This is a genomic window from Mucilaginibacter flavus (genome assembly GCF_030409315.1).
Taxonomy (GTDB): Bacteria; Bacteroidota; Bacteroidia; order Sphingobacteriales; family Sphingobacteriaceae; genus Mucilaginibacter; species Mucilaginibacter flavus.
In genome coordinates, this window is the sequence record NZ_JAUFPS010000041.1 from 39,442 (window position 1) to 59,502 (window position 20,061).

General features: G+C 41.3%; 17 protein-coding genes. 11 read left to right on the forward strand and 6 right to left on the reverse strand.

Translation table 11 applies throughout. From position 1 onward, the window contains the following. Positions 1–99: 99 nt before the first annotated feature. The 5 genes from QWZ17_RS19555 to QWZ17_RS19575 all read left to right on the forward strand — a co-directional run bounded on the left by QWZ17_RS19555 (position 100) and on the right by QWZ17_RS19575 (position 5,250). Positions 100–372 carry a hypothetical protein gene (locus QWZ17_RS19555; protein ID WP_290306987.1) on the forward strand — a complete coding sequence of 91 codons (273 nt, stop codon included), beginning with the start codon at positions 100–102 and terminating at the stop codon, positions 370–372. Between the two features lie 115 nt (positions 373–487). Beyond that, complete coding sequence (gene rpe / locus QWZ17_RS19560) at positions 488–1,138, forward strand: ribulose-phosphate 3-epimerase (RefSeq protein WP_290306988.1); 651 nt, start codon at positions 488–490, stop codon at positions 1,136–1,138. A 200-nt stretch (positions 1,139–1,338) separates the two neighbouring features. Then, positions 1,339–2,406, forward strand: coding sequence for a 3-phosphoserine/phosphohydroxythreonine transaminase (gene serC, locus QWZ17_RS19565; protein ID WP_290306989.1), 1,068 nt, complete (start codon positions 1,339–1,341; stop codon positions 2,404–2,406). 177 nt (positions 2,407–2,583) lie between these two features. Beyond that, complete coding sequence (locus tag QWZ17_RS19570; protein WP_290306990.1) at positions 2,584–3,537, forward strand: D-2-hydroxyacid dehydrogenase; 954 nt, start codon at positions 2,584–2,586, stop codon at positions 3,535–3,537. A gap of 414 nt (positions 3,538–3,951) precedes the next feature. Continuing rightward, positions 3,952–5,250 (forward strand): IS110 family RNA-guided transposase, encoded by a 1,299-nt coding sequence (locus QWZ17_RS19575; RefSeq protein WP_290306991.1) that lies wholly within the window; start codon positions 3,952–3,954, stop codon positions 5,248–5,250. A 207-nt stretch (positions 5,251–5,457) separates the two neighbouring features. Here the strand turns inward: QWZ17_RS19575 and QWZ17_RS19580 are convergent, their stop codons facing one another. The 4 genes from QWZ17_RS19580 to QWZ17_RS19595 all read right to left on the reverse strand — a co-directional run bounded on the left by QWZ17_RS19580 (position 5,458) and on the right by QWZ17_RS19595 (position 10,172). After that, positions 5,458–6,858, reverse strand: a complete 1,401-nt coding sequence (locus tag QWZ17_RS19580) for an MBL fold metallo-hydrolase (RefSeq protein ID WP_290306992.1) — start codon at positions 6,856–6,858, stop codon at positions 5,458–5,460. 150 nt (positions 6,859–7,008) lie between these two features. After that, positions 7,009–8,841 carry an ABC transporter ATP-binding protein gene (locus QWZ17_RS19585; RefSeq protein ID WP_290306993.1) on the reverse strand — a complete coding sequence of 611 codons (1,833 nt, stop codon included), beginning with the start codon at positions 8,839–8,841 and terminating at the stop codon, positions 7,009–7,011. A 29-nt stretch (positions 8,842–8,870) separates the two neighbouring features. After that, complete coding sequence (locus QWZ17_RS19590; protein WP_290306994.1) at positions 8,871–9,386, reverse strand: hypothetical protein; 516 nt, start codon at positions 9,384–9,386, stop codon at positions 8,871–8,873. 9 nt (positions 9,387–9,395) lie between these two features. Further along, a complete protein-coding gene (locus tag QWZ17_RS19595; protein ID WP_290306995.1) occupies positions 9,396–10,172 on the reverse strand; it encodes an SAM hydrolase/SAM-dependent halogenase family protein in 777 nt (258 codons plus the stop codon). Between the two features lie 101 nt (positions 10,173–10,273). Between QWZ17_RS19595 and QWZ17_RS19600 the strand changes: the two genes are divergently transcribed. From QWZ17_RS19600 to QWZ17_RS19615, 4 genes are all read left to right on the forward strand, one after another. Further along, on the forward strand, positions 10,274–11,233 hold the full coding sequence (locus QWZ17_RS19600) for a PhoH family protein (protein ID WP_290306996.1): 960 nt from the start codon (positions 10,274–10,276) through the stop codon (positions 11,231–11,233). A 123-nt stretch (positions 11,234–11,356) separates the two neighbouring features. Beyond that, the gene (locus tag QWZ17_RS19605; RefSeq protein WP_290306997.1) at positions 11,357–12,301 is read left to right on the forward strand and encodes a phosphoribosylaminoimidazolesuccinocarboxamide synthase; all 945 of its coding nucleotides are present in this window, start codon (positions 11,357–11,359) and stop codon (positions 12,299–12,301) included. 52 nt (positions 12,302–12,353) lie between these two features. Beyond that, a complete protein-coding gene (locus QWZ17_RS19610; protein ID WP_259090294.1) occupies positions 12,354–12,731 on the forward strand; it encodes an STAS domain-containing protein in 378 nt (125 codons plus the stop codon). 21 nt (positions 12,732–12,752) lie between these two features. Next, entirely contained in the window at positions 12,753–13,667 is a 915-nt protein-coding gene (locus QWZ17_RS19615; protein ID WP_290306998.1) for a ribonuclease Z, read from the forward strand. Positions 13,668–13,881: 214 nt separating this feature from the next. Here QWZ17_RS19615 and QWZ17_RS19620 read toward each other — a convergent pair whose 3' ends face one another. Beyond that, entirely contained in the window at positions 13,882–14,826 is a 945-nt protein-coding gene (locus QWZ17_RS19620) for an MlaD family protein (RefSeq protein WP_290306999.1), read from the reverse strand. Positions 14,827–14,963: 137 nt separating this feature from the next. After that, a complete protein-coding gene (locus QWZ17_RS19625; protein WP_290307000.1) occupies positions 14,964–15,869 on the reverse strand; it encodes an N-acetylmuramoyl-L-alanine amidase family protein in 906 nt (301 codons plus the stop codon). A 97-nt stretch (positions 15,870–15,966) separates the two neighbouring features. Between QWZ17_RS19625 and QWZ17_RS19630 the strand changes: the two genes are divergently transcribed. Together QWZ17_RS19630 and QWZ17_RS19635 are read left to right on the forward strand one after the other, a co-directional pair. Further along, positions 15,967–18,765 carry a putative LPS assembly protein LptD gene (locus tag QWZ17_RS19630; protein ID WP_290307001.1) on the forward strand — a complete coding sequence of 933 codons (2,799 nt, stop codon included), beginning with the start codon at positions 15,967–15,969 and terminating at the stop codon, positions 18,763–18,765. A gap of 5 nt (positions 18,766–18,770) precedes the next feature. Further along, entirely contained in the window at positions 18,771–20,018 is a 1,248-nt protein-coding gene (locus tag QWZ17_RS19635; RefSeq protein WP_290307002.1) for a competence/damage-inducible protein A, read from the forward strand. Positions 20,019–20,061: the final 43 nt, after the last annotated feature.

Consider the following 20,061-nt stretch of genomic DNA (forward strand, 5'->3'; position numbering starts at 1 on the left):
TTTTATTAAAAAATTAAAACAAAAATCACATGTTTAAACTTTATATAAGTTGAAAGATAGTTGATTAAACCCTTTTATCCGATCCTGCTTGAAAAAAACATGACCCCTGCTACCAACGATCCTTTAGGTTTTCTTAATAATAGTCCGCAGGGAATACAATCTGGTGCGCAAACAGATTTGGTGCAATTGCTATTGTATGAAATTATCCGCGTAAAAGAATTGATATTATATTATGACTCCATTCCCAATGGAGGTGGTCAGCTTGGCTCATCAATTTTGAATGAGCTGGTATCTGAGGCCTATAGTTCATTAGTAAACTACGATACCATACTAATGAAAAAATACTACGATTTGCTGCTTAATTGCGATTAAACTTCGGATGTGCGGATATGCAAATTTCAAATGTGCAGATGATATCCGATTAGTTTCAAAGCAAAACTTTACAAAAATGTGCTGCTCACAATGATAGGGATTTATATATTTGCATATGAACCACCTGATAGCACCATCAATATTAGCTGCCGATTTTGCCAATCTGCAACGCGATCTGGAAATGATCAATCAAAGCGATGCCGACTGGGTGCATGTTGATATTATGGACGGTATGTTTGTGCCTAATATCTCTTTTGGTTTTCCCGTTGTTGCTGCCACTAAAAAGCACGCCACCAAGCCGCTGGATGTTCACCTGATGATTGTTGACCCGGATCGTTATTTAAAAGCCTTTAAAGACGCCGGAGCGGATGGTATGACGGTACATTACGAAGCTTGTCCGCATTTGCACAGAACCATCCAGGCCATTAAGGAGCTTGGGTGCAGGGCAGGAGTAGCGCTTAACCCGCATACGCCTGTTGCCTTATTGGAGGATATTATTGCCGATTTGGATATGGTGCTTATCATGTCTGTTAATCCTGGCTTTGGTGGCCAAAAATTTATCGCCAATACCTACAAAAAACTAAACGACTTAAAAGAACTGAGCCAGAAGAAAAATCCGGGCTTGTTAATTGAGGTTGATGGTGGCGTTGATCAAAACAATATTCAAAATTTATTGGATGCAGGTGCAAATGTGCTTGTTGCCGGTAGTTCTGTATTCTCGTCGGCCAATCCGGCGGCCGCGATATATAATCTAAAACACCCCTAAAAGTTATTACAATTGTAATAATTACTACCAACCTTATAGGATAAATTTGATATTTGCAATCAAAAAGGCTTTTGTTGATTAATTGTTTATTTTTTCAAAAAATGTAAATAAACGCTATGTATTTTATTAAATTGATTAACTTCGGCCCAACTAAATACAAAGTTCCTAATCAGTATTCAGAACCTACAATTCGTTAATTTATGAAACATAATTTTGGTGCCGGACCAGGCATTTTACCTCAGGAGGTTTTAAAACAAGCCTCTGAGGCGGTTATTGATTTTAATGGTACAGGATTATCATTACTGGAGATCTCGCACAGATCAAAAGAATTTGAAGCAGTTTTAGATGAAGCTGTTGCATTAGTGAAAGAATTATTTGCTGTACCAGGAGGTTACTCGGTATTGTTTTTACAGGGCGGTGCCAGCACTCAGTTTGCTTTGGCTCCTTACAACCTGTTACCGTCAACAGGCAAAGCTGCTTACCTTGAAACAGGTGTATGGGCCAACAAAGCCTTAAAAGAAGCTAAATATTTTGGCGAAGTAGAAGTTATCGCTTCTTCGAAAGATGCCAACTTTACTTACATCCCTAAAGATTATACAATTCCTGCCGATGCGGCTTATTTCCACATCACTTCAAACAACACCATTTATGGTACACAGTTACAGGAATTCCCTAAATCACCCGTACCGGTTGTTTGCGATATGTCGTCTGATATTTTCAGCCGCAAAGTAAACGTTGCCGATTTTGGTTTGATTTACGCTGGTGCTCAAAAAAATATGGGCCCTGCAGGTGTAACCCTGGTAATTGTTAAAGATGATTTGTTAGGTAAAGTTGACAGGAAAATCCCTGCCATGTTTAACTACCAAACTCAAATTGAAGGTGGTTCAATGTACAACACCCCTCCATGTTTTGCTATTTACGTATCAATGCTTACCCTGCAATGGTTAAAAGCCAAAGGTGGTGTTGAAGTAATTGAGCAGGAAAACATAACCAAAGCAAGGGTATTATACGAAGAAATAGAGCGTAACCCATTATTTAAGCCTGTTTGCGCCGTTGAAGATCGTTCAAACATGAACGTTACCTTTGTAATGGAAAATGCGGAATTAGAGAAACCATTCCTTAAACTATGTGACGAAAGAGGCATAGTAGGTATTAAAGGCCACAGAAGTGTAGGCGGTTTCCGCGCATCAATTTACAACGCCTTGCCTATCACCAGCGTTTACGCCCTGATAGACGTAATGCAGGAATTTGCTGAATCAAACAAATAAATGTTCATTAGTTCACTGGTTCATTCGTTCATTAGTATTTGGCGGATGAATCAGCGAATTATCGGACTAAATAAATGGAATAGAAACTGTTTATTAGTTAGCCGTTCATTAGCCCGTTAAGTATTTAACGAAGCAAACCAATGAACCAATGAACTAATGAACCAATGAACTAACAAGATGATCAAAATATTAGCTAATGATGGTATCGACCCGATTGGGAAACAACTTTTAGAAGAAGCTGGTTTCTTTGTTGATACTAATAACATCCCACAGGATGAACTATCTGTAAAATTACAAGAGTACGATGCCATTACTGTGCGCAGTGCTACCAAAGTGCGTAAAGCGCTAATTGACGCTTGCCCTAATTTGAAGGTAATCGGTCGTGGTGGTGTAGGTATGGATAACATTGATGTTGAATACGCAAGGGAAAAAGGCCTTAGCGTTTACAATACGCCCGCATCTTCATCATTATCTGTTGCCGAACTTGTTTTCGCGAGCCTATTTGGCGCGGTTAGGTTTTTGCCAGATAGCAACCGTAAAATGCCTGTTGATGGCGGTACTAAATTCAACGATCTGAAAAAAGCTTACGCTAAAGGTATCGAATTACGCGGTAAAACTTTAGGTATTGTAGGTTTTGGCCGTATAGGTAAAGAGGTAGCTAAAATAGCTATTGGTGTAGGGATGGAAGTTTTAGCTTACGACCTGTTCCCTTTTAACCCGGAGCTGGATATTGTTTTAGGTGGCGGTACTACAGTTAAAGTAGCTGTTAAAACTTCAACCTTAGAGGATATCATCAAAACAGCCGATTTTATTACCCTGCACACGCCATTTAGCGACAAAGCCCTTTTAGGTGCCGAAGAATTGGCGCAAACTAAAAAAGGAGTTGGCCTGGTAAACATTTCACGTGGTGGTTTAATTGACGAGCTGGCCCTGGTTGACGCTTTAAACAGCGGTCAGGTTTCATTTGCTGCTTTAGATGTATTTGACAACGAGCCAACCCCTCGCGAAGAAATATTAAAACACCCTAAAATTTCGCTTACCCCGCACATTGGTGCTGCTACCAACGAGGCACAGGAGCGTATTGGTGTTGAACTTGCTAACCTGATCATTGATCATTTTAAGAAAGCGTAACACTAATTTTGCGAATTGAATCGAATTTCACGAATTTGATTTTGCGCGAAATTTGCCCATAAAAACAAATGGCACGGATTCCTTTGGAGTTCGTGCCATTTTGGTTTAAATGCTATCTCGTTGAGAGTTGCAAAATCCGAAACCTCTAAAAATCAGAATGATCGGATTAGAAAAGAAACGGGGTCAGTCTGAGTTATAAAATCCGGGGCCTGTGAAAGTGGAAATGACATATCTTTGTTTTGCTGTGCAGTGTGGCCGTTCAAGTTATAGTGCGAAATTGCCTGTTGCTGAGTATGGTTCCGAAGAACAGAGTCTGAAAGTGTGGTACGATCCTTTCTAAGAGTGATTTGTCCGATGGGTAGCCTGTCTTTTTTTACACTCCTTCGGGCACGGCTTATTAAACTAAGTCAAAGAATGGAAAAGATGCATTTTCATGCAGCCGGTATTGATATCGGCTCCCGTAAAGTATTTGTAGGTGTTGAAAATAGTCCGGTACGGTGCTTTGAGACGTTCACAAGCGATCTGGTTTCTCTCGGTGATTATTTATTGGATAATAAAGTAACGACTGTTGCGATGGAGGCGACGGGTGTTTACTGGTATGTTCTTTATGATATCCTGGTGGATGCAGGCCTTGATGTGTGGCTTGTAGACGGCCGGCAAACACGCCAGTTACCGGGTAGAAAAACAGATGTAAAAGATTGCCAGTGGATACAGCAGCTGCATAGTTATGGTTTATTAAACCGTTGTTATGTATCGGAAGGATTGATCAAGGAACTGCGTAGCTATCAACGCCTTCGGGAAGATCATTTAAGGAGTGCTGCGATGCATGTCCAGCATATGCAAAAAGCGTTGATAGAAATGAATATCCGGCTACCGGAAGTCTTAAGCCAGGTTCATGGAGCAAGTGGTATGGCCCTGATCACTGCCATACTGGGTGGTGAAAGAGACTTACGTAAGTTGGTTTCATTGTGCCACAAAAGTATCAGAGAAAAGAAAGAGGAAGAACTGCTGAAGGCTTTGCAGGGTCATTACACCCCTCAAGGACTTTTTGCATTAGAACAGGCTTTGAAAGCTTATCAGTTTTACCAGGGGCAAATCTTAGATTGCGACCGGCAGATAGACGCTACATTGCAAAAGATCAATAAAGATAAACAGCTGCCGCCGGGTACAGGAGGAGGAAAGAGAAAAACGATCCGGCATAATAAACCCACTATCAAAGGCCTTGGTGACCATCTGCTGAAGATATTTGGCGGCAGGGATGCAACCAAACTTCCGGGCTTCACCGATTACAATTGGTTGCAATTGTATGCTGAAGTAGGATCAGACCTAAGTAACTGGCCGAGTGAAAAACATTTTACGAGTTGGCTTGGGTTAGCCCCGGGACAAGACAGGTCGGGAAAGAAGAATAAAAATAAAAGCAAGGGAAAACCCACTGTAGGACAAATCTTCAAACAGATGGCCCACGGTCTGTTAAACAGTAAATATATCGGATGGGGCGCTTTTGCAAGAAGGCTAAGGGGGAGGAAAGGCCTTGCAATAGCAATTAAAGCAACTGCCAGGAAATTAGCAGCCCAGTATTGGCGTCTGATTGTGAAAGGAAGCGAATTTGTTGAAAATGGTTTGCAAGCCTACGAAAATATCCTTAAAGAACAGAAAGAAAGGCGATTAGTAAAACTCGCCTTTGAGTTGAATAGGGAGTTAGTCCCTGTCTAATTAAAGATGTCATGGGTAGCCTGTCGAAGCACGCGGGCGAAGGCCTCTGCGCGCGCCCTTCGACAAGCTCAGGATGACCGGCCGCCTTAGCTTTATGATCTGTCATGTTGAACTTGTTTCAACACCCCCCACTTGCTAAGTATACTTCATGCGAGCAAAATGTCCTGTGGGTTGCCGAAATAAATTCGGCATGACTTTAACTTGGAGCTAAAGACTATAAGTCACATCCTTCTCCGGTACGGTAACATTATAACCTTCCTTTTCCAGATCATCAGCCAATAGCTGCATAGATGAGTCTTCGCCATGTACCAGGAAAACGTTTTTAAGTTTGGCTTTATCCTGGTGTTTAATGTTATCCATTAAATCCTGGTGGTCGCCGTGAGCGCTTAGTACATCGGTTTGTTGTATGGTGGCGTAAACGGATAGCTCACGGTCTTTAATACGAACGATAGGATCGCCCCTTAATAACCGGTGACCTAAAGTTCCTTTGGCGCAATAGCCTATGAATAGAATGGTGCAATAGTAATTCTGGATATTGTAAAACAGGTGATCCTGGATACGGCCACCCTCTAACATACCTGCCGATGAAATAATAATGCAAGGTTCCCAGTAATTAGATATCTGACGGCTATCCTTCAAGGTTTCTACATAGGTGAGGTTATCAAATTCAAACTCATCACCTTTGTCTTTATAAAAATCCTGTGCTTCCTGGTTTACGTGGCTGTGGTATTTGCGAAAAATCCCGGTGGCCATGGTAGCCATTGGGCTATCAACAAAAACTTTTACCTGCGGAAGCTTACCCTCGGTGAAAATCTTGTTTAGAGAATACACTAAAGATTGTGTACGACCAATACTAAAAGCCGGGATAATTAAACGCCCCTGCTCTTTTATACAAGCCTTTTCAATAACCTCAATTAAAGCATCCTCTACAGATTTACCTTTGGTATGGTATCGGCCGCCGTAAGTTGATTCTGATACGATAAAATCTACCGGAGGCAATTCCTGCGGATCATTTAGCACCGGGTAGTTTTTCCGGCCGATATCGCCGGTAAAGGCGATTGATTTTTCTTCGCCGTGTTCTGTCACCCTTAAAACCGCTGCTGCCGCGCCTAAAAGATGACCAACCGGGATAAAGGTTAATTCGATATTACCATTAATCCTAAACGGGCGGTTAAAGCCAATGGTTACAAACCTATCCACCGTATCCATCACGTGTTTTTGCAGGTATAGCGGCTGAGCGCCGCCGCCGGAATTGAATTTTCCTTTGCCTTTTTTACGATTACCCTTGCCGGCTTTATTCATGAAAATACTCACCGAATCTAACAAAAGTAACTCTGTAAGATCGGCAGTAGGAGGGGTGCACAGGATCTGGCCGTTAAAGCCAAGCCTAACCAGTGTTGGCAAATTGCCCGAATGATCAATGTGCGCGTGTGTAAGTATTACCAGGTCGATTTCCTCGGGCCTGAAAGGGAAGTTTTCGTTTGATTGTATGCTGCGGTCCTTCTCATAATCTAACCCGCAATCCACTAATATCTTATATTGGTCAACCTCAAGCAAATGCATGCTGCCGGTTACCTGTCGGGCTGCCCCGTGAATAGTTAATTTCATTTGTTACGTTGAACGTTATACGTATTACGTTGTACGCTTATGTGTTGTGTGACTGCGATGCAAGGCAATCACATCTTATTTGGTGAATATAATAGTTTATTCAGGGCTTTTCAAAACGTATCACGTAAAACGCTCAACGTATAACCTAAACTACCCGGCTTGCGTTTCAAACTGTAACTGACTTAAATAGCGATACAAGCCCTGTTCGTTGCCAATCAATTCGGCATGGTTACCGCTTTCAATGATCTCGCCTTTTTCTAAAACGATGATTTTGTCAGCCTCACGGATGGTTGAAAGGCGGTGAGCGATGATGATGGATGTGCGATCTTTCATCAATTCCTCCAAAGCCTCCTGTACCAAACGCTCGGATTCTGAATCTAAAGATGAAGTGGCTTCATCAAGGATAAGGATTGACGGGTTTTTAAGTAATGCCCGCGCTATAGCGATACGCTGGCGCTGCCCTCCTGAAAGTTTCACTCCGCGCTCGCCTACAATGGTTTCATAAGCTTCGGGAAACGAACTAATGAACTGGTGCGCATTCGCACGTTTAGCAGCCTGTATAATATCCTCTTTAGATGCATTAAGCCTGCCGTAAGCTATGTTCTCTAATATCGATCCGCCAAATAGCAAAACGTCCTGCGGTACTATGGCTACCTGGTTACGGATATCGGTAATTGAATATGCCGATGCCTCACGACCGTCAAATAAAATGCTGCCGTTTTGCGGGTGATAAAATTGCAATATCAACGAAGCCATGGTTGATTTACCAGAGCCGCTTGGCCCCACAATAGCCACTTTTTGCCCTGCTGATGCCTCAAAAGAAATTCCTTTTAAAATGGTTAACTCGGAACGGGACGGGTAGGCAAATACTACGTTATCAAAAGCCAGGTCGCCTTTTATAGGTTGGTCTATTTTGTTGTTGCTTTCAATCATGGAGATATCTTCACCTTTCTCGGCCAATATCTCTAACACACGTTCACTTGCGCCAACCGCTTTTTGCAGGTTAGCATACAAGTCTGGAAAACTACCCATAGCTGCACCCACAAATATGGAGTACATGATAAAAGTGGTTAAATCGCCTACTAAGATCTCATTGTGGCTTACCAAAACAGATCCATACCAAATAACACCCACAAATGTACCAAACAAGCAAAATACGATGAATGATGCAAAAATGCCACGGAATTTGGCCCCTTTAACAGCTATATCAACCACGTTGCGTAAAATTTTATCGTAACGGGTTGCCTCATAAGCCTCATTAACAAAAGCCTTAACGTTGGCTATACCTTGCAAAGTTTCTTCAACAATAGTGTTCGACTCGGCCAATTTATCCTGCGCCTGGCGCGATAGCTTGCGGATAAACTTTCCGAAAAATACGGCGAAAGCAACAAGGAAAGGTAGGATAGCTAAAAGGGCGAGGGTCAATTTTATGGATACTATGGCCAATAAAATAACGCTACCTACCATAATAACCAGTTGACGAATAATCTCGGCTATGGTGGTTGTTAAAGTATCCTGAATTTGAGAAAGATCGGCAGAAATGCGGCTGTTTAGTTCACCAACACGGCGGTTGGCAAAAAAGTTCATCGGAAGCGTGATGAGCTTAAAATAGGTATCGCGCCTAATATCGGCCAATGAACGTTCGGCAACCTGTACAAACCACACTACCCTGAAAAACGACACAAAGGCCTGTCCAAAAAGCAGCAGAAATCCAAAAACGGCGATGCCATTGAGGCTATGCGGTAGGTATTTGCTTACATACTTGCCTTGCGCCGCGTCAATTAACGAACCTAAAATTTTAGGAAACGCTAAACCAACCAGGCTTGATATAAACAAAAATAGCATACCTGCTATAAATTTGCCGCTGTAAGGTTTAATGTAATTGAGCAGTTTACGGATGTTTTGGATGCTCTGCCTGTTTATTTTTGCTTTTGGTAGTTCGGTTTCAGTCTTCGCGCCACTGTTCAGTCGTCCTCTTGCCATTTATAGTTTTAGTAGTTAAGCCGGCAAATTTAAGCCTTAAGTTTGTTTCTCTGGTATAACAAATACAAAATTGACGCAAACATGAATACGATGATGGTAATATAAACCGTGCTAAGGGTACTTTTGTGTTCTAAATCGACCTTTAACTGCGCGTCGCGTTGCTTTAGTTTATTTAAAGCGGCCGCGTAATTTTGACTGATAGTTTCAGCTTCTTTCCCGTGATCCTGTATGCGGCGTTGCTGAAAAGCGCTGTATTCAAACAGAATTTTTAATTCTTTAAAAATGTTATCGTCCGTTTTGGCTATATCCATCAAAATAGCGCTCGACCGGCGAATATCATCTTTGGTTTGAAAACCAAAAATACCGGTATGCTGACTTAAACTTTGGCTGTATTGCCCAAATTTAAGTTTACGGTCGGCCAGCATCTGGTTTATTTTTTTACGCTGATTTTGGTAGGCAACAGAATCGGCATCAATTTGAGTTTGCGCGAAAACATCGCCCATGGCAAAAAGGCACAGTAAACCAAGTAGTATCAATTTTTTCATATCCTAAAACTACTGAAATTCAATAATCACCTTATCATTAAGGTTTAAGCCCAATAAGCCACTGGCGTTACCTTTGTTAATGGCAATTTCTAAATGATCGCTTATGCCAAACAGGCAAAGTTTTTCGCCAACGGGCACCTCGTTGTAATGCCAGCTTAGGTGGTTTATGGTTTCATTGCGTTTAAAATTCAACACAAACTTACGGCCTTGCTGTACGCTGTTAAAAAACTCCTTGGTAATATTGGTTATTACATTTTGAAACGAATCAATATAAATCACCACGCCTTTGATCAGGTTTTTTTCGATAACAGGCTGCAGGTTCATTTTGTTTTCTATATCCTGCACCGGTAAACCAATTTCATTTAGCTTACCGCCTTTAGCCAAATGGCAGGCGGCTTTTACAAAAATATCGGCAAGAGGGAAGTGTAAAAACTTCAAATCCTGCATAATATTTATCTCCACAATTTCCTCGGGCTCGGTATCAAACATCAACGAAAAAATTCCATTATCGGCACCTACAAAATAATGTTTTTTGTACCTTACCGCCAGGTACTTTGTATGATCGCTGTAAACGGTATCAATACCTATAAGGTGCACGGTATCCTCGGGAAAGTAATAAAAGCTGTTCTTTAATATAAACGCGGCCTGCTGCACATTGAAGGCCGCCACACTGTTGGTAATATCAACAATATTCACTGTGGGGAGTAATTTATAGATGCTTCCTTTTAAAGCAGCCTGATAAATGTCTTTATCGCCCAGGTCAGTAGTTAATGTTATTATTGCCATTAATTTTATAAATATTTATTGCTAATCTTGTAATAGCATTTGAAGCTACAAATATTCAATTTTTAATTCATAAAAATCCGTAACTAAAAATCAAATTAGTATTGAACGAACTAAAGCTATCAATTGAAAACGTAAATCCAGCCGTATTGTGGGGGCCTAATAATGATCATTTTGAGATCATTAAGAAACAGTATCCCAAGCTTAAAATAGTTGCACGGGGCAGCGAAGTAAAAGTTTTGGGTGATGATCACGAACTGAATGTTTTCCAGGAGAAATTTTCGCACCTGCTTAGTCACGTTGAGAAATTTGAGAACCTGAACATTACCGACCTTGAACGTATTTTAGGGTCAAAAGCAACTACAGCGCCATCTGCCGAGCAGGTAACCGATAAGTTTGCCAGCGGCGAGGTGATTGTTTTCGGTCCGAATGGTGTAATGGTAAAGGCGCGTACTGCCAACCAGCGTAAAATGGTTGATAGTATTAACAAAAGCGATATCCTTTTTGCCATTGGCCCCGCCGGTACAGGTAAAACCTACACCGCGGTAGCACTTGCTGTACGTGCACTCAAAAACAAAGAGATCAAGCGTATTATCCTTACTCGCCCAGCGGTTGAAGCAGGAGAGAACCTTGGTTTTTTACCCGGCGATTTGAAGGAAAAGATTGATCCGTACCTGAGGCCGTTATATGATGCTTTAGATGATATGATCCCGGCAGAAAAACTGAAGTTTTACCTGGAGAACCGTACCATTGAAATTGCACCATTAGCCTTTATGCGCGGCCGTACGTTGGATAATTGCTTTGTGATTTTGGACGAAGCCCAAAACGCTACCGATATGCAGTTAAAAATGTTTTTAACACGTATGGGTCCATCGGCTAAGTTTATTGTTACCGGCGATGTTACCCAGATAGATTTACCAAAAAAACAACAATCGGGCCTGCACACAGCCCTGCGCATATTAACAGATATTAAAGGAATTGAAATAGTATACCTAAGCGGAGAAGACGTTGTACGCCACAAACTGGTACGCAAAATATTAGCAGCTTACGGGGATATACAATAAAGGAGTAGCAAGTAGTAAGTATCAAGTATCAAGATTTTGACTTTAAGAGTTGATTTTTGATACGTGATAAGAAGTGCCAACCTTTGTCTTACTACTTGATACTTACTACTTGATACTAAAAGAATGAACGCAATAAAAGAAACACATTTTAACTTCCCGGGACAAACGGGCTATTATAAGGGTAAGGTACGCGATGTTTACACCATACATAATAAATACCTGGCTATGGTGGTATCTGACAGGATATCGGCTTTTGACGTGGTATTGCCCGAAGCTATTCCTTACAAAGGACAGGTGTTAAACCAGATAGCTGCCCGCTTTTTAGAGGCTACTGCCGATATTGTACCCAACTGGGTTATTTCGGTGCCAGATCCAAGCGTTACCATTGGCCGTATCTGCGAGCCATTTAAGGTAGAGATGGTAATACGCGGTTATCTGGCTGGTCATGCGGCGCGTGAATACGCTGCCGGCCGCAGGCAGGTTTGTGGTGTTAGCTTACCCGAGGGTTTAAAAGAGAACGACATTTTACCACAACCCATCATTACGCCAACCACCAAAGCATCGGTAGGGCATGATGAGGATATATCAAAAGAAGATATCCTTGCACGTGGCATTGTATCTGCCGAAGACTATGCTCAATTGGAAGCCTACACCCAGGCCTTATTTAAACGTGGTACCGAAATTGCCGCTAAGCAAGGACTAATTTTGGTTGATACCAAATACGAGTTTGGTAAAGTTGATGGTGAGATTTTCCTGATAGATGAAATTCACACGCCCGATTCATCACGCTATTTTTATAAAGAAGGTTACGAGGAGCGCCAGCAAAAGGAGGAGCCTCAAAAGCAATTATCAAAAGAGTTTGTAAGAAGGTGGTTGATTGAAAACGGTTTTCAGGGTAAAGACGGACAGGTAGTGCCGGTGATGACACCCGAAATTGTGGAGTCGATTTCTGAACGCTATATTGAGCTTTACGAAAAGATAATTGGCGAACCGTTTGTAAAATCGGATACCGAAAGCGTATTAAACAGGGTAGAAGGAGCGATTAACAACGCACTTAGTGTGATGTAATTTTTAATTCCACATAAATAAATCATATCTTAGCTTATAAATTTTAATAAGAATGAAATTTGCTGTCGATAAACACGAGAAGTATATTTTGGTGAAATTGAATGAATCAAAGCTGAATTCATTAGTTACACCTCAACTAAAATCCGAACTGATTCTGATCAATACGGAGGGACAAAGGAATATCATTCTCGATCTTTCTAACGTAAAGTTTGCCGATTCATCTGGTTTAAGTAGCCTGTTGGTTGGTCATCGTTTATGTAAAAACGCTTCGGGCGTATTTATTCTTGCCGGTTTAAACGATGCTGTTGCACGTTTAATCACCATTTCGCAGTTGGATAACGTACTTACCATTGTACCTACAGCAGAAGAAGGTGTTGATTTGATCTTTATGGAAGAGATCGAAAAGGAATTGAAAAAAGAATCAAGATAAATTATTTATTGTTATCCCATTATGAAATTTGAGGTAACAATACTCGGTAGCAGCTCTGCAACTCCCATATTTAACAGAAATCCTACAGCGCAGGTGCTCAACATCAATGAGCACCTGTACTTAATAGATTGCGGCGAAGGCACCCAGCAACAAATGCTTCGTTTTGATGTTAAAGCCAGCCGGATAGACTATATTTTTATCAGCCACCTTCACGGCGATCATTACCTGGGCCTGGTAGGTTTACTATCATCCATGCATCTTAACGGGCGCAAAAAGCCGCTTTATCTTTTCGGTCCGCCACATTTAATGGAGATTATTAATCTGCAATTAAAATATTCAGAAACAGAACTTCATTTTCCGCTGGAGTTTAAAGAAACCAATACAGAAAAACCCGAGGTGATAGTAAGCAACAATGATATTATCATTGAAACAATCCCGCTTTTTCACCGTATAGCTTGTACCGGATTTATTTTCAGGGAGAAGAAACGCTTGCGTAAACTTCGTAAAGAAGTGATTGAACAATTAGAAATCCCGGTACCATATTTCACCTCATTAAAAAAAGGATTTGATTATACAGCGCCTAACGGCGACGTAATTAAAAACGAAGACTTAACTACAGATTCGGCCGAGCCCAAATCATATGCTTATTGCTCTGATACTATTTACTCAGAAGCTTATTTTGAGCAGATCACCGACGCTACACTGCTATATCACGAATCCACATTCTTGAATGATATGTTGGATAGGGCCAGGGAAACAAATCACACCACAGCCTTACAGGCTGGCGAGGTGGCATTAAAAACGAATGCGAGGCGCTTACTTATTGGGCACTTTTCGGCGCGTTATAAAACGCTCAACGAACTGTTAGAAGAAGCACGTTCTGTTTTTCCCAACACAGATCTGGCTATAGAAGGCAGGACGTTTTATATAGACTGATGTGCAAATGTGCAAATTTCAGATGTGCAGATTTTTTGATTTGAAAATGATTTTTTCTGAACCGGGATTAAGGAGATTTCTCAGATTTTTTGGATTTTGATTTTCAATCAGGATTCTTTTACAAATAAAAAGGCCTGTAATCAAAGCGATTGCAGGCCTTTTTGTTTGCTATTTTTCTGTCTTGATTCTTGACTCTAACCTCTTTATTCTTTTCTCAGTCTTTTTTGCCGCCGAATACGGAGAAGCTTACATAGCGTTTAGGGTGGGCTTTAAGATCGATCAACAGGTTGTTGAGGCTGTTGGTTGCGTTATCCATGTTGCGGTAAACTTTATCATCGTTAATCAGTAAGCCTAAGGTACCTTTGGTCGAGTTCATACTGGCTATGGTAGCTTGAAGGTCGGCCATGGCTTTATTGGCGTTATCTAAGGTGTTTTTGATGTTTGATGCAGCAAGATCATTGCTTACTTTTTCAAAGTTGGCGGTAATGCCGTTAACATGTACTGTGCTGGTTTTCAGGTTACCAGATACTACTTCGGCATTTGAAAGGATACCATCAATGTGTTTGGTTTGGCTGCCCACCAGGTTGTCAATTTTTTTGGTAACACCTTCTAATGTTTGCAATGAGTTGGCAATGCTCATGAAGCTACGGTCAACATTTTTTTGAAAGTTGGGGTTCAAAATTTTGTTGATAGCCGCAAGCGATGAATCGAGCTTGTTGATTAATTGCTCGGCCTTTTTCTGGATAGGTTGCAGACTTTCTGCAAGGCTGCCTTGAATATCAGCTTTAAGAGTATCTTTATTTTCGGCAAGCACTTTGCTGTTACCCAGTTCAAAAACAATGGCTTTACTGCCCAAAAGGTCGGTACTTTCTAATTTAGCCAGTGTGTTGTTAGGTACATCGTACTTTTCTTCAATATTAAACTCAACAATAGTACGGCCGTCGGGCTGAAGCTCCATTTTGGAAATACGACCAATCTGGAAACCATTTACTAATACCGGTTTGGATACGCCAAGTCCTTCTACGCTATTGTAAACAGCATAAAATTTATTTGATCCCGAAAAAACGTCGTTGCCTTTTAAAAAGCTATAGCCTAATACAAGTATAGTTATAGCTATTACGGTAAGCGCACCTATTTTGGTTTCGTTTGAAATTTTCATTAAGCAGAGTAAGTAGTATGTGTGATTATATGTTTTTGCTTTAAAGCACCATAGTGCTATAGGTAATGTATTTACTTTTTAATATACGTTTGAGCAGGGCATTAAGTTTGGCAGTAAACGCTAAGTGCTTGTTTTTATTACTGGGCAACCTGCTCAACGGCTGCTTTATAGTTTAATAAAGCACGTACTATTGAGTTTACAATCTCGTTTTGTCCGTCTTCTGAGTTTAGGTATTCTTCATCTTTAGGATTGTTAATATATCCTGTTTCAACCAATACCGAAGGCATGGCGGTATGGCATAATACATAAATACCCTGTTCCCTTAAACCTTCACTTTGACGGCCATCTGTTTCGGTAAACTCGTTATTAATCAGCGTAGCCAGTTTAATACTTTGCTGTCTGAATTTTCTTTTATACTCGTTAGTTAAAATAACAGTAACAGGATCATCGGGGTCCAAGCCGGCATCCATGCCAGAGTCTTCTTCAACCTGGTTGTGAACAATTGTTTTTTCTTCTTCTTTTGATCTGTGTAAACCATAAATAAGCAGCAACACCCCTCGGCCAGAACGATCTGGTACGGTAACCGTACGATAAACAGCTTTATGATGTTTGGTGCCCACCTGCTCGCGCACGCGCCTGTCTGATAATGAATTGCAGTGGATAGATACAAATACGTTTCCCTTGTTCTCGTTCGCTATTTCGGCACGGCGTTCAAATGATACATCGTCTTCGGTACTACGTGTTAAAACCGCGTTTACACCGGCCATATCTTTTTCTATGGCTTTTTGCAATTTTAGTGCGATGGCAAGCGTTACATTTCTTTCCTGTGAAAAGCTGCCCGAAGCTCCATGAGAAAAGTGACCCGTACCGGTAGGTTTACCACCGTGACCAGGGTCGACAATGATAGTTTTGATTTTAAAACCACCGTTATTTAAAATAGTGTCTGTTTTTATGGAACCATAAGATGTACCCGGGAAATATGAAAGGAGTATCACTAATACCGATAAACTATAAATCAATCTTTTCAATGCCCTATTTTTCATTATTTTTGAACGCTGTTAACTATATCTGCAAAAATACTATTCATAATCAATTTTGAAATTCATAACACCTTTTTTTCTACTTGCAATTATTTTAACGGTGAGTGTATATGTTACGCAAAGCAAAGGTACACATAAGCGCTATAGCCGCAAGGTTGTTGCCGATACTATTATAAAACTTGACACCAACAAGAAGAAGGATCGTAAACTTCTTAAAATTAATAAATCTACTCAAAGTTCATCGCTTAATAATGATGGGCAGGCCGGAAAAAACCTGAATATCGCTCCCTTAAACGATACTATTACTAAAAAGATAGACACCGGGAAAAATAAAAAGATTAGTCCTGTGCCTGTTATTCCTGGTAAAAAAGCTGCTACCGAAGTAGATACTACCAAAGATAAAGGTGCCATACAATCTGAAGTAAAGGCTGTTGCCGAAGATTCGACCATTGTTGACAATGATCATAACGTATTGTACCTATACGGCAGGGCAAGGGTAACTTATGAAGATTTTGAGCTGGATGCCGATTACATTAGGGTTGACCAAAAAAATCACCTCATTTTTGCCAGCGGCAGCATCGACCCACGGACAAAACGCTATATAGGTCGACCGATTTCAAAATCCAAAAACGAAAAGCCAATCGCTTCAGATTCCTTATTATTTAACTACAATACCAAAAAAGGTAAACTATACAATCCTGCATCTGAGCAGGAGGGTAACTTTATATCTGGCGGCCAGGCCAAAAAATTGAACGAAACTGAGGTTGCTTATCGCAACGTAATTTTTAGTACCTGCGATTTGCCGTATCCTGATACCCACTTTGGTATCGTGATCACCAAAGGGATTGGCGAAAAAAACAGGATCATATCCGGCCCGGCTTACCTTGAAATTGAGGGCGTTCCTTTACCACTGGCTATTCCGTTCGGCTTTTTCCCTAAGCCCAACCAGCGAACATCCGGGGTGATATTGCCAACCTTTGGCGAGGATGCCAAACTGGGCTTTAAGCTGGCCGGTTTTGGCTATTACCTTGGTTTTAGCGATTACATGGATTTAACCACTACGGGTACCATATATTCTAAAGGATCATATGAAGTAAATGCTACATCGAGGTATTTAGTGCGTTATAAATACAGCGGTAACTTATCTTTAAGTTATGGTTCGCATAATTACCAGTTGCCGGGCGACCCACCGGTAAAGGATATTCACATCGACTGGACGCACTCGCAAGATCCAAGTGCCAACCCTGGTTCAACGTTCAGTGCTTCGGTAAACGCGGGTACATCCGGTTACTTTTCGCGTAACCCATCAACTTCAAATTATAACGTGGTAACAGCTGCGCAAAGTAGCTTGCGTTCAAGTATATCCTATGGTAAAACCTGGGCCGGTACGCCGTTTAACTTAAGTGTGGGTATTGGGCATAGTCAGGATATTGCCAATAAAACCATCACCATTGAGTTGCCCACTGTAGCGTTTGGTATGTCGTCCATCAATCCCTTCGATTCAAAGGATAGGGTAGGCGAGCAAAAATGGTATCAAAAAATTACCATTAGTTATAACCTTAATGCCACCAATAAGGTAAACAACATTCCGGAATCGGAACTATTTAAAAGCTCCGTTACCAGGCGCCTGCAAAACGGTTTTCAGCACCAGATTCCGGTAAGTTTGGGCCTTAATGTGCTTAAATACTTTCAATTTAACAGCAGCGTGAACTACACCGAACGCTGGTATTTTCAAAGCATCAACAAACATTTTGAACGCGGAAGTATATCCAGTACCGACGCTTTAATTACCGATACTTTACAGGGCTTTAAACGCGCCGGTAACTACAGCCTTAGCACCGGTTTATCAACCAAAGTATATGGCACCTGGAATTTTAAACACGGTAACCTAAAAGCCATCAGGCACGTGATGACGCCATCATTGGGTTTTGGTTACACCCCCGATTACTCGGACCCAACTTACGGCTACTATAAAACTGCCGTAAGTACGGCAAGTGTGCCTTACCCTTACACGCATACCAAATATTCTATTTTTGAAAACGGTGTTTATGGCTATCCTTCAAGCGGTAAACAGGCGGGTATCAGTTTTGCTTTGGATAATACAATCGAAGCTAAGTTAAAAGCCAAAAGTACCGATACATCTGGTACCGACAGGAAAATAACATTGCTACAGGGTTTATCATTTTCAACCTTTTACAACTTCGCGGCGGATTCTATGAAACTGGCAAACATCCAGTTTTCGGGTCATACGGCTATATTTAAGCAAAAGGTAAATATCAGCTTTAGTGGGGCGTTTAACCCATATGTTACCAGCGTGCATGATTCTATCGCCAATAATACCATCGTACGTACAAGTCAGCTTATCAATAAATACCGATGGTCAAATGGCCAGTTTCCGCAGTTAAGTCAGGCCAGTATTTCGGCAAGTGGGAGTTTAAATTCTACTACGGCTAAAGCGCCCGGTACTCCGGCTGTTAACACATTGCAAAGTATCGGTGCCCAACAAGCTCAGCGACTGGCACTCATTAACAGCGATCCAAATTCCTATGTGGATTTTAATGTGCCCTGGAATATCTCCCTTAACTATAGCTATAGCTATAGTAATTATCTTAACCAAATATCAACCAGCAATACCATTATGATAAGCGGTGACGTAAGTATCACCCAAAAGTGGAAGATTCAGTACTCAACCAACTATGACTTTAAGGCGGCTAAATTGAGCAGCGCAACGTCATTTTCTATTTATCGCGACTTACATTGTTGGGATCTTTCATTTCAATGGGTACCTTTCGGTTACTTAAAATCGTATAACGTTACCTTGAAAGTTAAATCAACCATTTTGCAGGATTTGAAACTGAGCAAAAGGAACGATTATTCAAGTAACAGGACTTTTTATTAATCACTATGCTGGCAGAAATTATTACCATTGGCGACGAAATACTTATAGGGCAAATTGTTGATACCAACTCGGCCTGGATGGCCAAAGAGTTGAATAAAGTAGGCATTCGGGTTAAACAGATTTCGTCGGTATCTGATGATAAAGATCATATTTTAAAGGCACTTGCTGAAGCCGCTGGCCGTGCAAAAATAATTTTTATTACAGGCGGCCTGGGGCCAACTAAGGATGATATTACCAAGAAAACACTGGCAGAGTATTTTGGCGTAGGGCTGATTGAAAATAAGGAAGCCCTTGAAAATGTAGCTCAAATTTTTGCAAAGTACAATCGGCCTTTATTGGAAGTGAACAGGCAGCAGGCCTTAGTTCCATCAAATTGCGAGGTTGTACCCAATAAAAACGGAACAGCCCCTGGCATGTGGTTTAACCACGAAGGCGTTATTTATGTATCGATGCCAGGTGTGCCGTTTGAGATGATGTATATGATGGAGGGAGAGGTGATACCCAAGTTACAGGCCACTGTAAAACTGCCATCCATTGTTCACAAAACTTTATTAACAGTAGGTGAGGGCGAATCGTTTTTAGCCGAACGAATTGCCGATATAGAGGATTCGCTTCCTGCCCACATTAAGCTGGCTTACCTGCCAAAACTTGGCCAGGTTAGGTTACGTTTAAGTGCCTTTGGCGATAACGTTGAGTTGCTGACAAAAGAAGTGGATGCGTTTGCCGCTAAATTAATTAAGCGGATAGGCAGGTTTTTTGTAGTTGATGAGGATATCCCGCTCGAAAAAGCCATCATGAATAAGATGGAAGATATGGGCTTAACCGTAGCCGTTGCCGAGAGTTGCACCGGTGGGTATATTTCCCATTTGTTTACGCAGCATCCCGGCTCGTCAAAAACGTTTTTAGGCGGTGGTATTGTTTATTCGTACGATCTTAAGGAGCATATTTTGGGCGTAAAGCATGAAACGCTTGAGCAATTTGGCGCGGTGAGCGAGCAAACTGTAAAAGAAATGATAGAGGGCGCGCTTTTTAATTTTAAATCGGATTTTGCCATTGCCGTAACTGGTATTGCCGGGCCTGATGGAGGCACTGCAGACAAACTTGTTGGCACTGTGTGGATTGCGGTGGCGGGCCACGGAAAGCAGTTGATAAAGAAATACACATTTGGTAACAAACGGCAACAAAACATCGAAAGGAGCGCTGTAACGGCATTATCAATGTTGAATACTTTACTAACAGATGTTGCGGATTAAGGCTTAAAATACATATTTTTGGGGTCAAAGTATAATTTCTACG

Excerpts from the sequence above, each read along its gene's own strand:
- QWZ17_RS19555 (WP_290306987.1), top strand. The coding sequence starts at position 100 with ATGACCCCTGCTACCAACGATCCTTTAGGTTTTCTTAATAATAGTCCG.
- rpe (WP_290306988.1), top strand. The coding sequence starts at position 488 with ATGAACCACCTGATAGCACCATCAATATTAGCTGCCGATTTTGCCAAT.
- serC (WP_290306989.1), top strand. The coding sequence starts at position 1,339 with ATGAAACATAATTTTGGTGCCGGACCAGGCATTTTACCTCAGGAGGTT.
- QWZ17_RS19570 (WP_290306990.1), top strand. The coding sequence starts at position 2,584 with ATGATCAAAATATTAGCTAATGATGGTATCGACCCGATTGGGAAACAA.
- QWZ17_RS19575 (WP_290306991.1), top strand. The coding sequence starts at position 3,952 with ATGGAAAAGATGCATTTTCATGCAGCCGGTATTGATATCGGCTCCCGT.
- QWZ17_RS19580 (WP_290306992.1), bottom strand. The coding sequence starts at position 6,858 with ATGAAATTAACTATTCACGGGGCAGCCCGACAGGTAACCGGCAGCATG.
- QWZ17_RS19585 (WP_290306993.1), bottom strand. The coding sequence starts at position 8,841 with ATGGCAAGAGGACGACTGAACAGTGGCGCGAAGACTGAAACCGAACTA.
- QWZ17_RS19590 (WP_290306994.1), bottom strand. The coding sequence starts at position 9,386 with ATGAAAAAATTGATACTACTTGGTTTACTGTGCCTTTTTGCCATGGGC.
- QWZ17_RS19595 (WP_290306995.1), bottom strand. The coding sequence starts at position 10,172 with ATGGCAATAATAACATTAACTACTGACCTGGGCGATAAAGACATTTAT.
- QWZ17_RS19605 (WP_290306997.1), top strand. The coding sequence starts at position 11,357 with ATGAACGCAATAAAAGAAACACATTTTAACTTCCCGGGACAAACGGGC.
- QWZ17_RS19610 (WP_259090294.1), top strand. The coding sequence starts at position 12,354 with ATGAAATTTGCTGTCGATAAACACGAGAAGTATATTTTGGTGAAATTG.
- QWZ17_RS19615 (WP_290306998.1), top strand. The coding sequence starts at position 12,753 with ATGAAATTTGAGGTAACAATACTCGGTAGCAGCTCTGCAACTCCCATA.
- QWZ17_RS19620 (WP_290306999.1), bottom strand. The coding sequence starts at position 14,826 with ATGAAAATTTCAAACGAAACCAAAATAGGTGCGCTTACCGTAATAGCT.
- QWZ17_RS19625 (WP_290307000.1), bottom strand. The coding sequence starts at position 15,869 with ATGAAAAATAGGGCATTGAAAAGATTGATTTATAGTTTATCGGTATTA.
- QWZ17_RS19635 (WP_290307002.1), top strand. The coding sequence starts at position 18,771 with ATGCTGGCAGAAATTATTACCATTGGCGACGAAATACTTATAGGGCAA.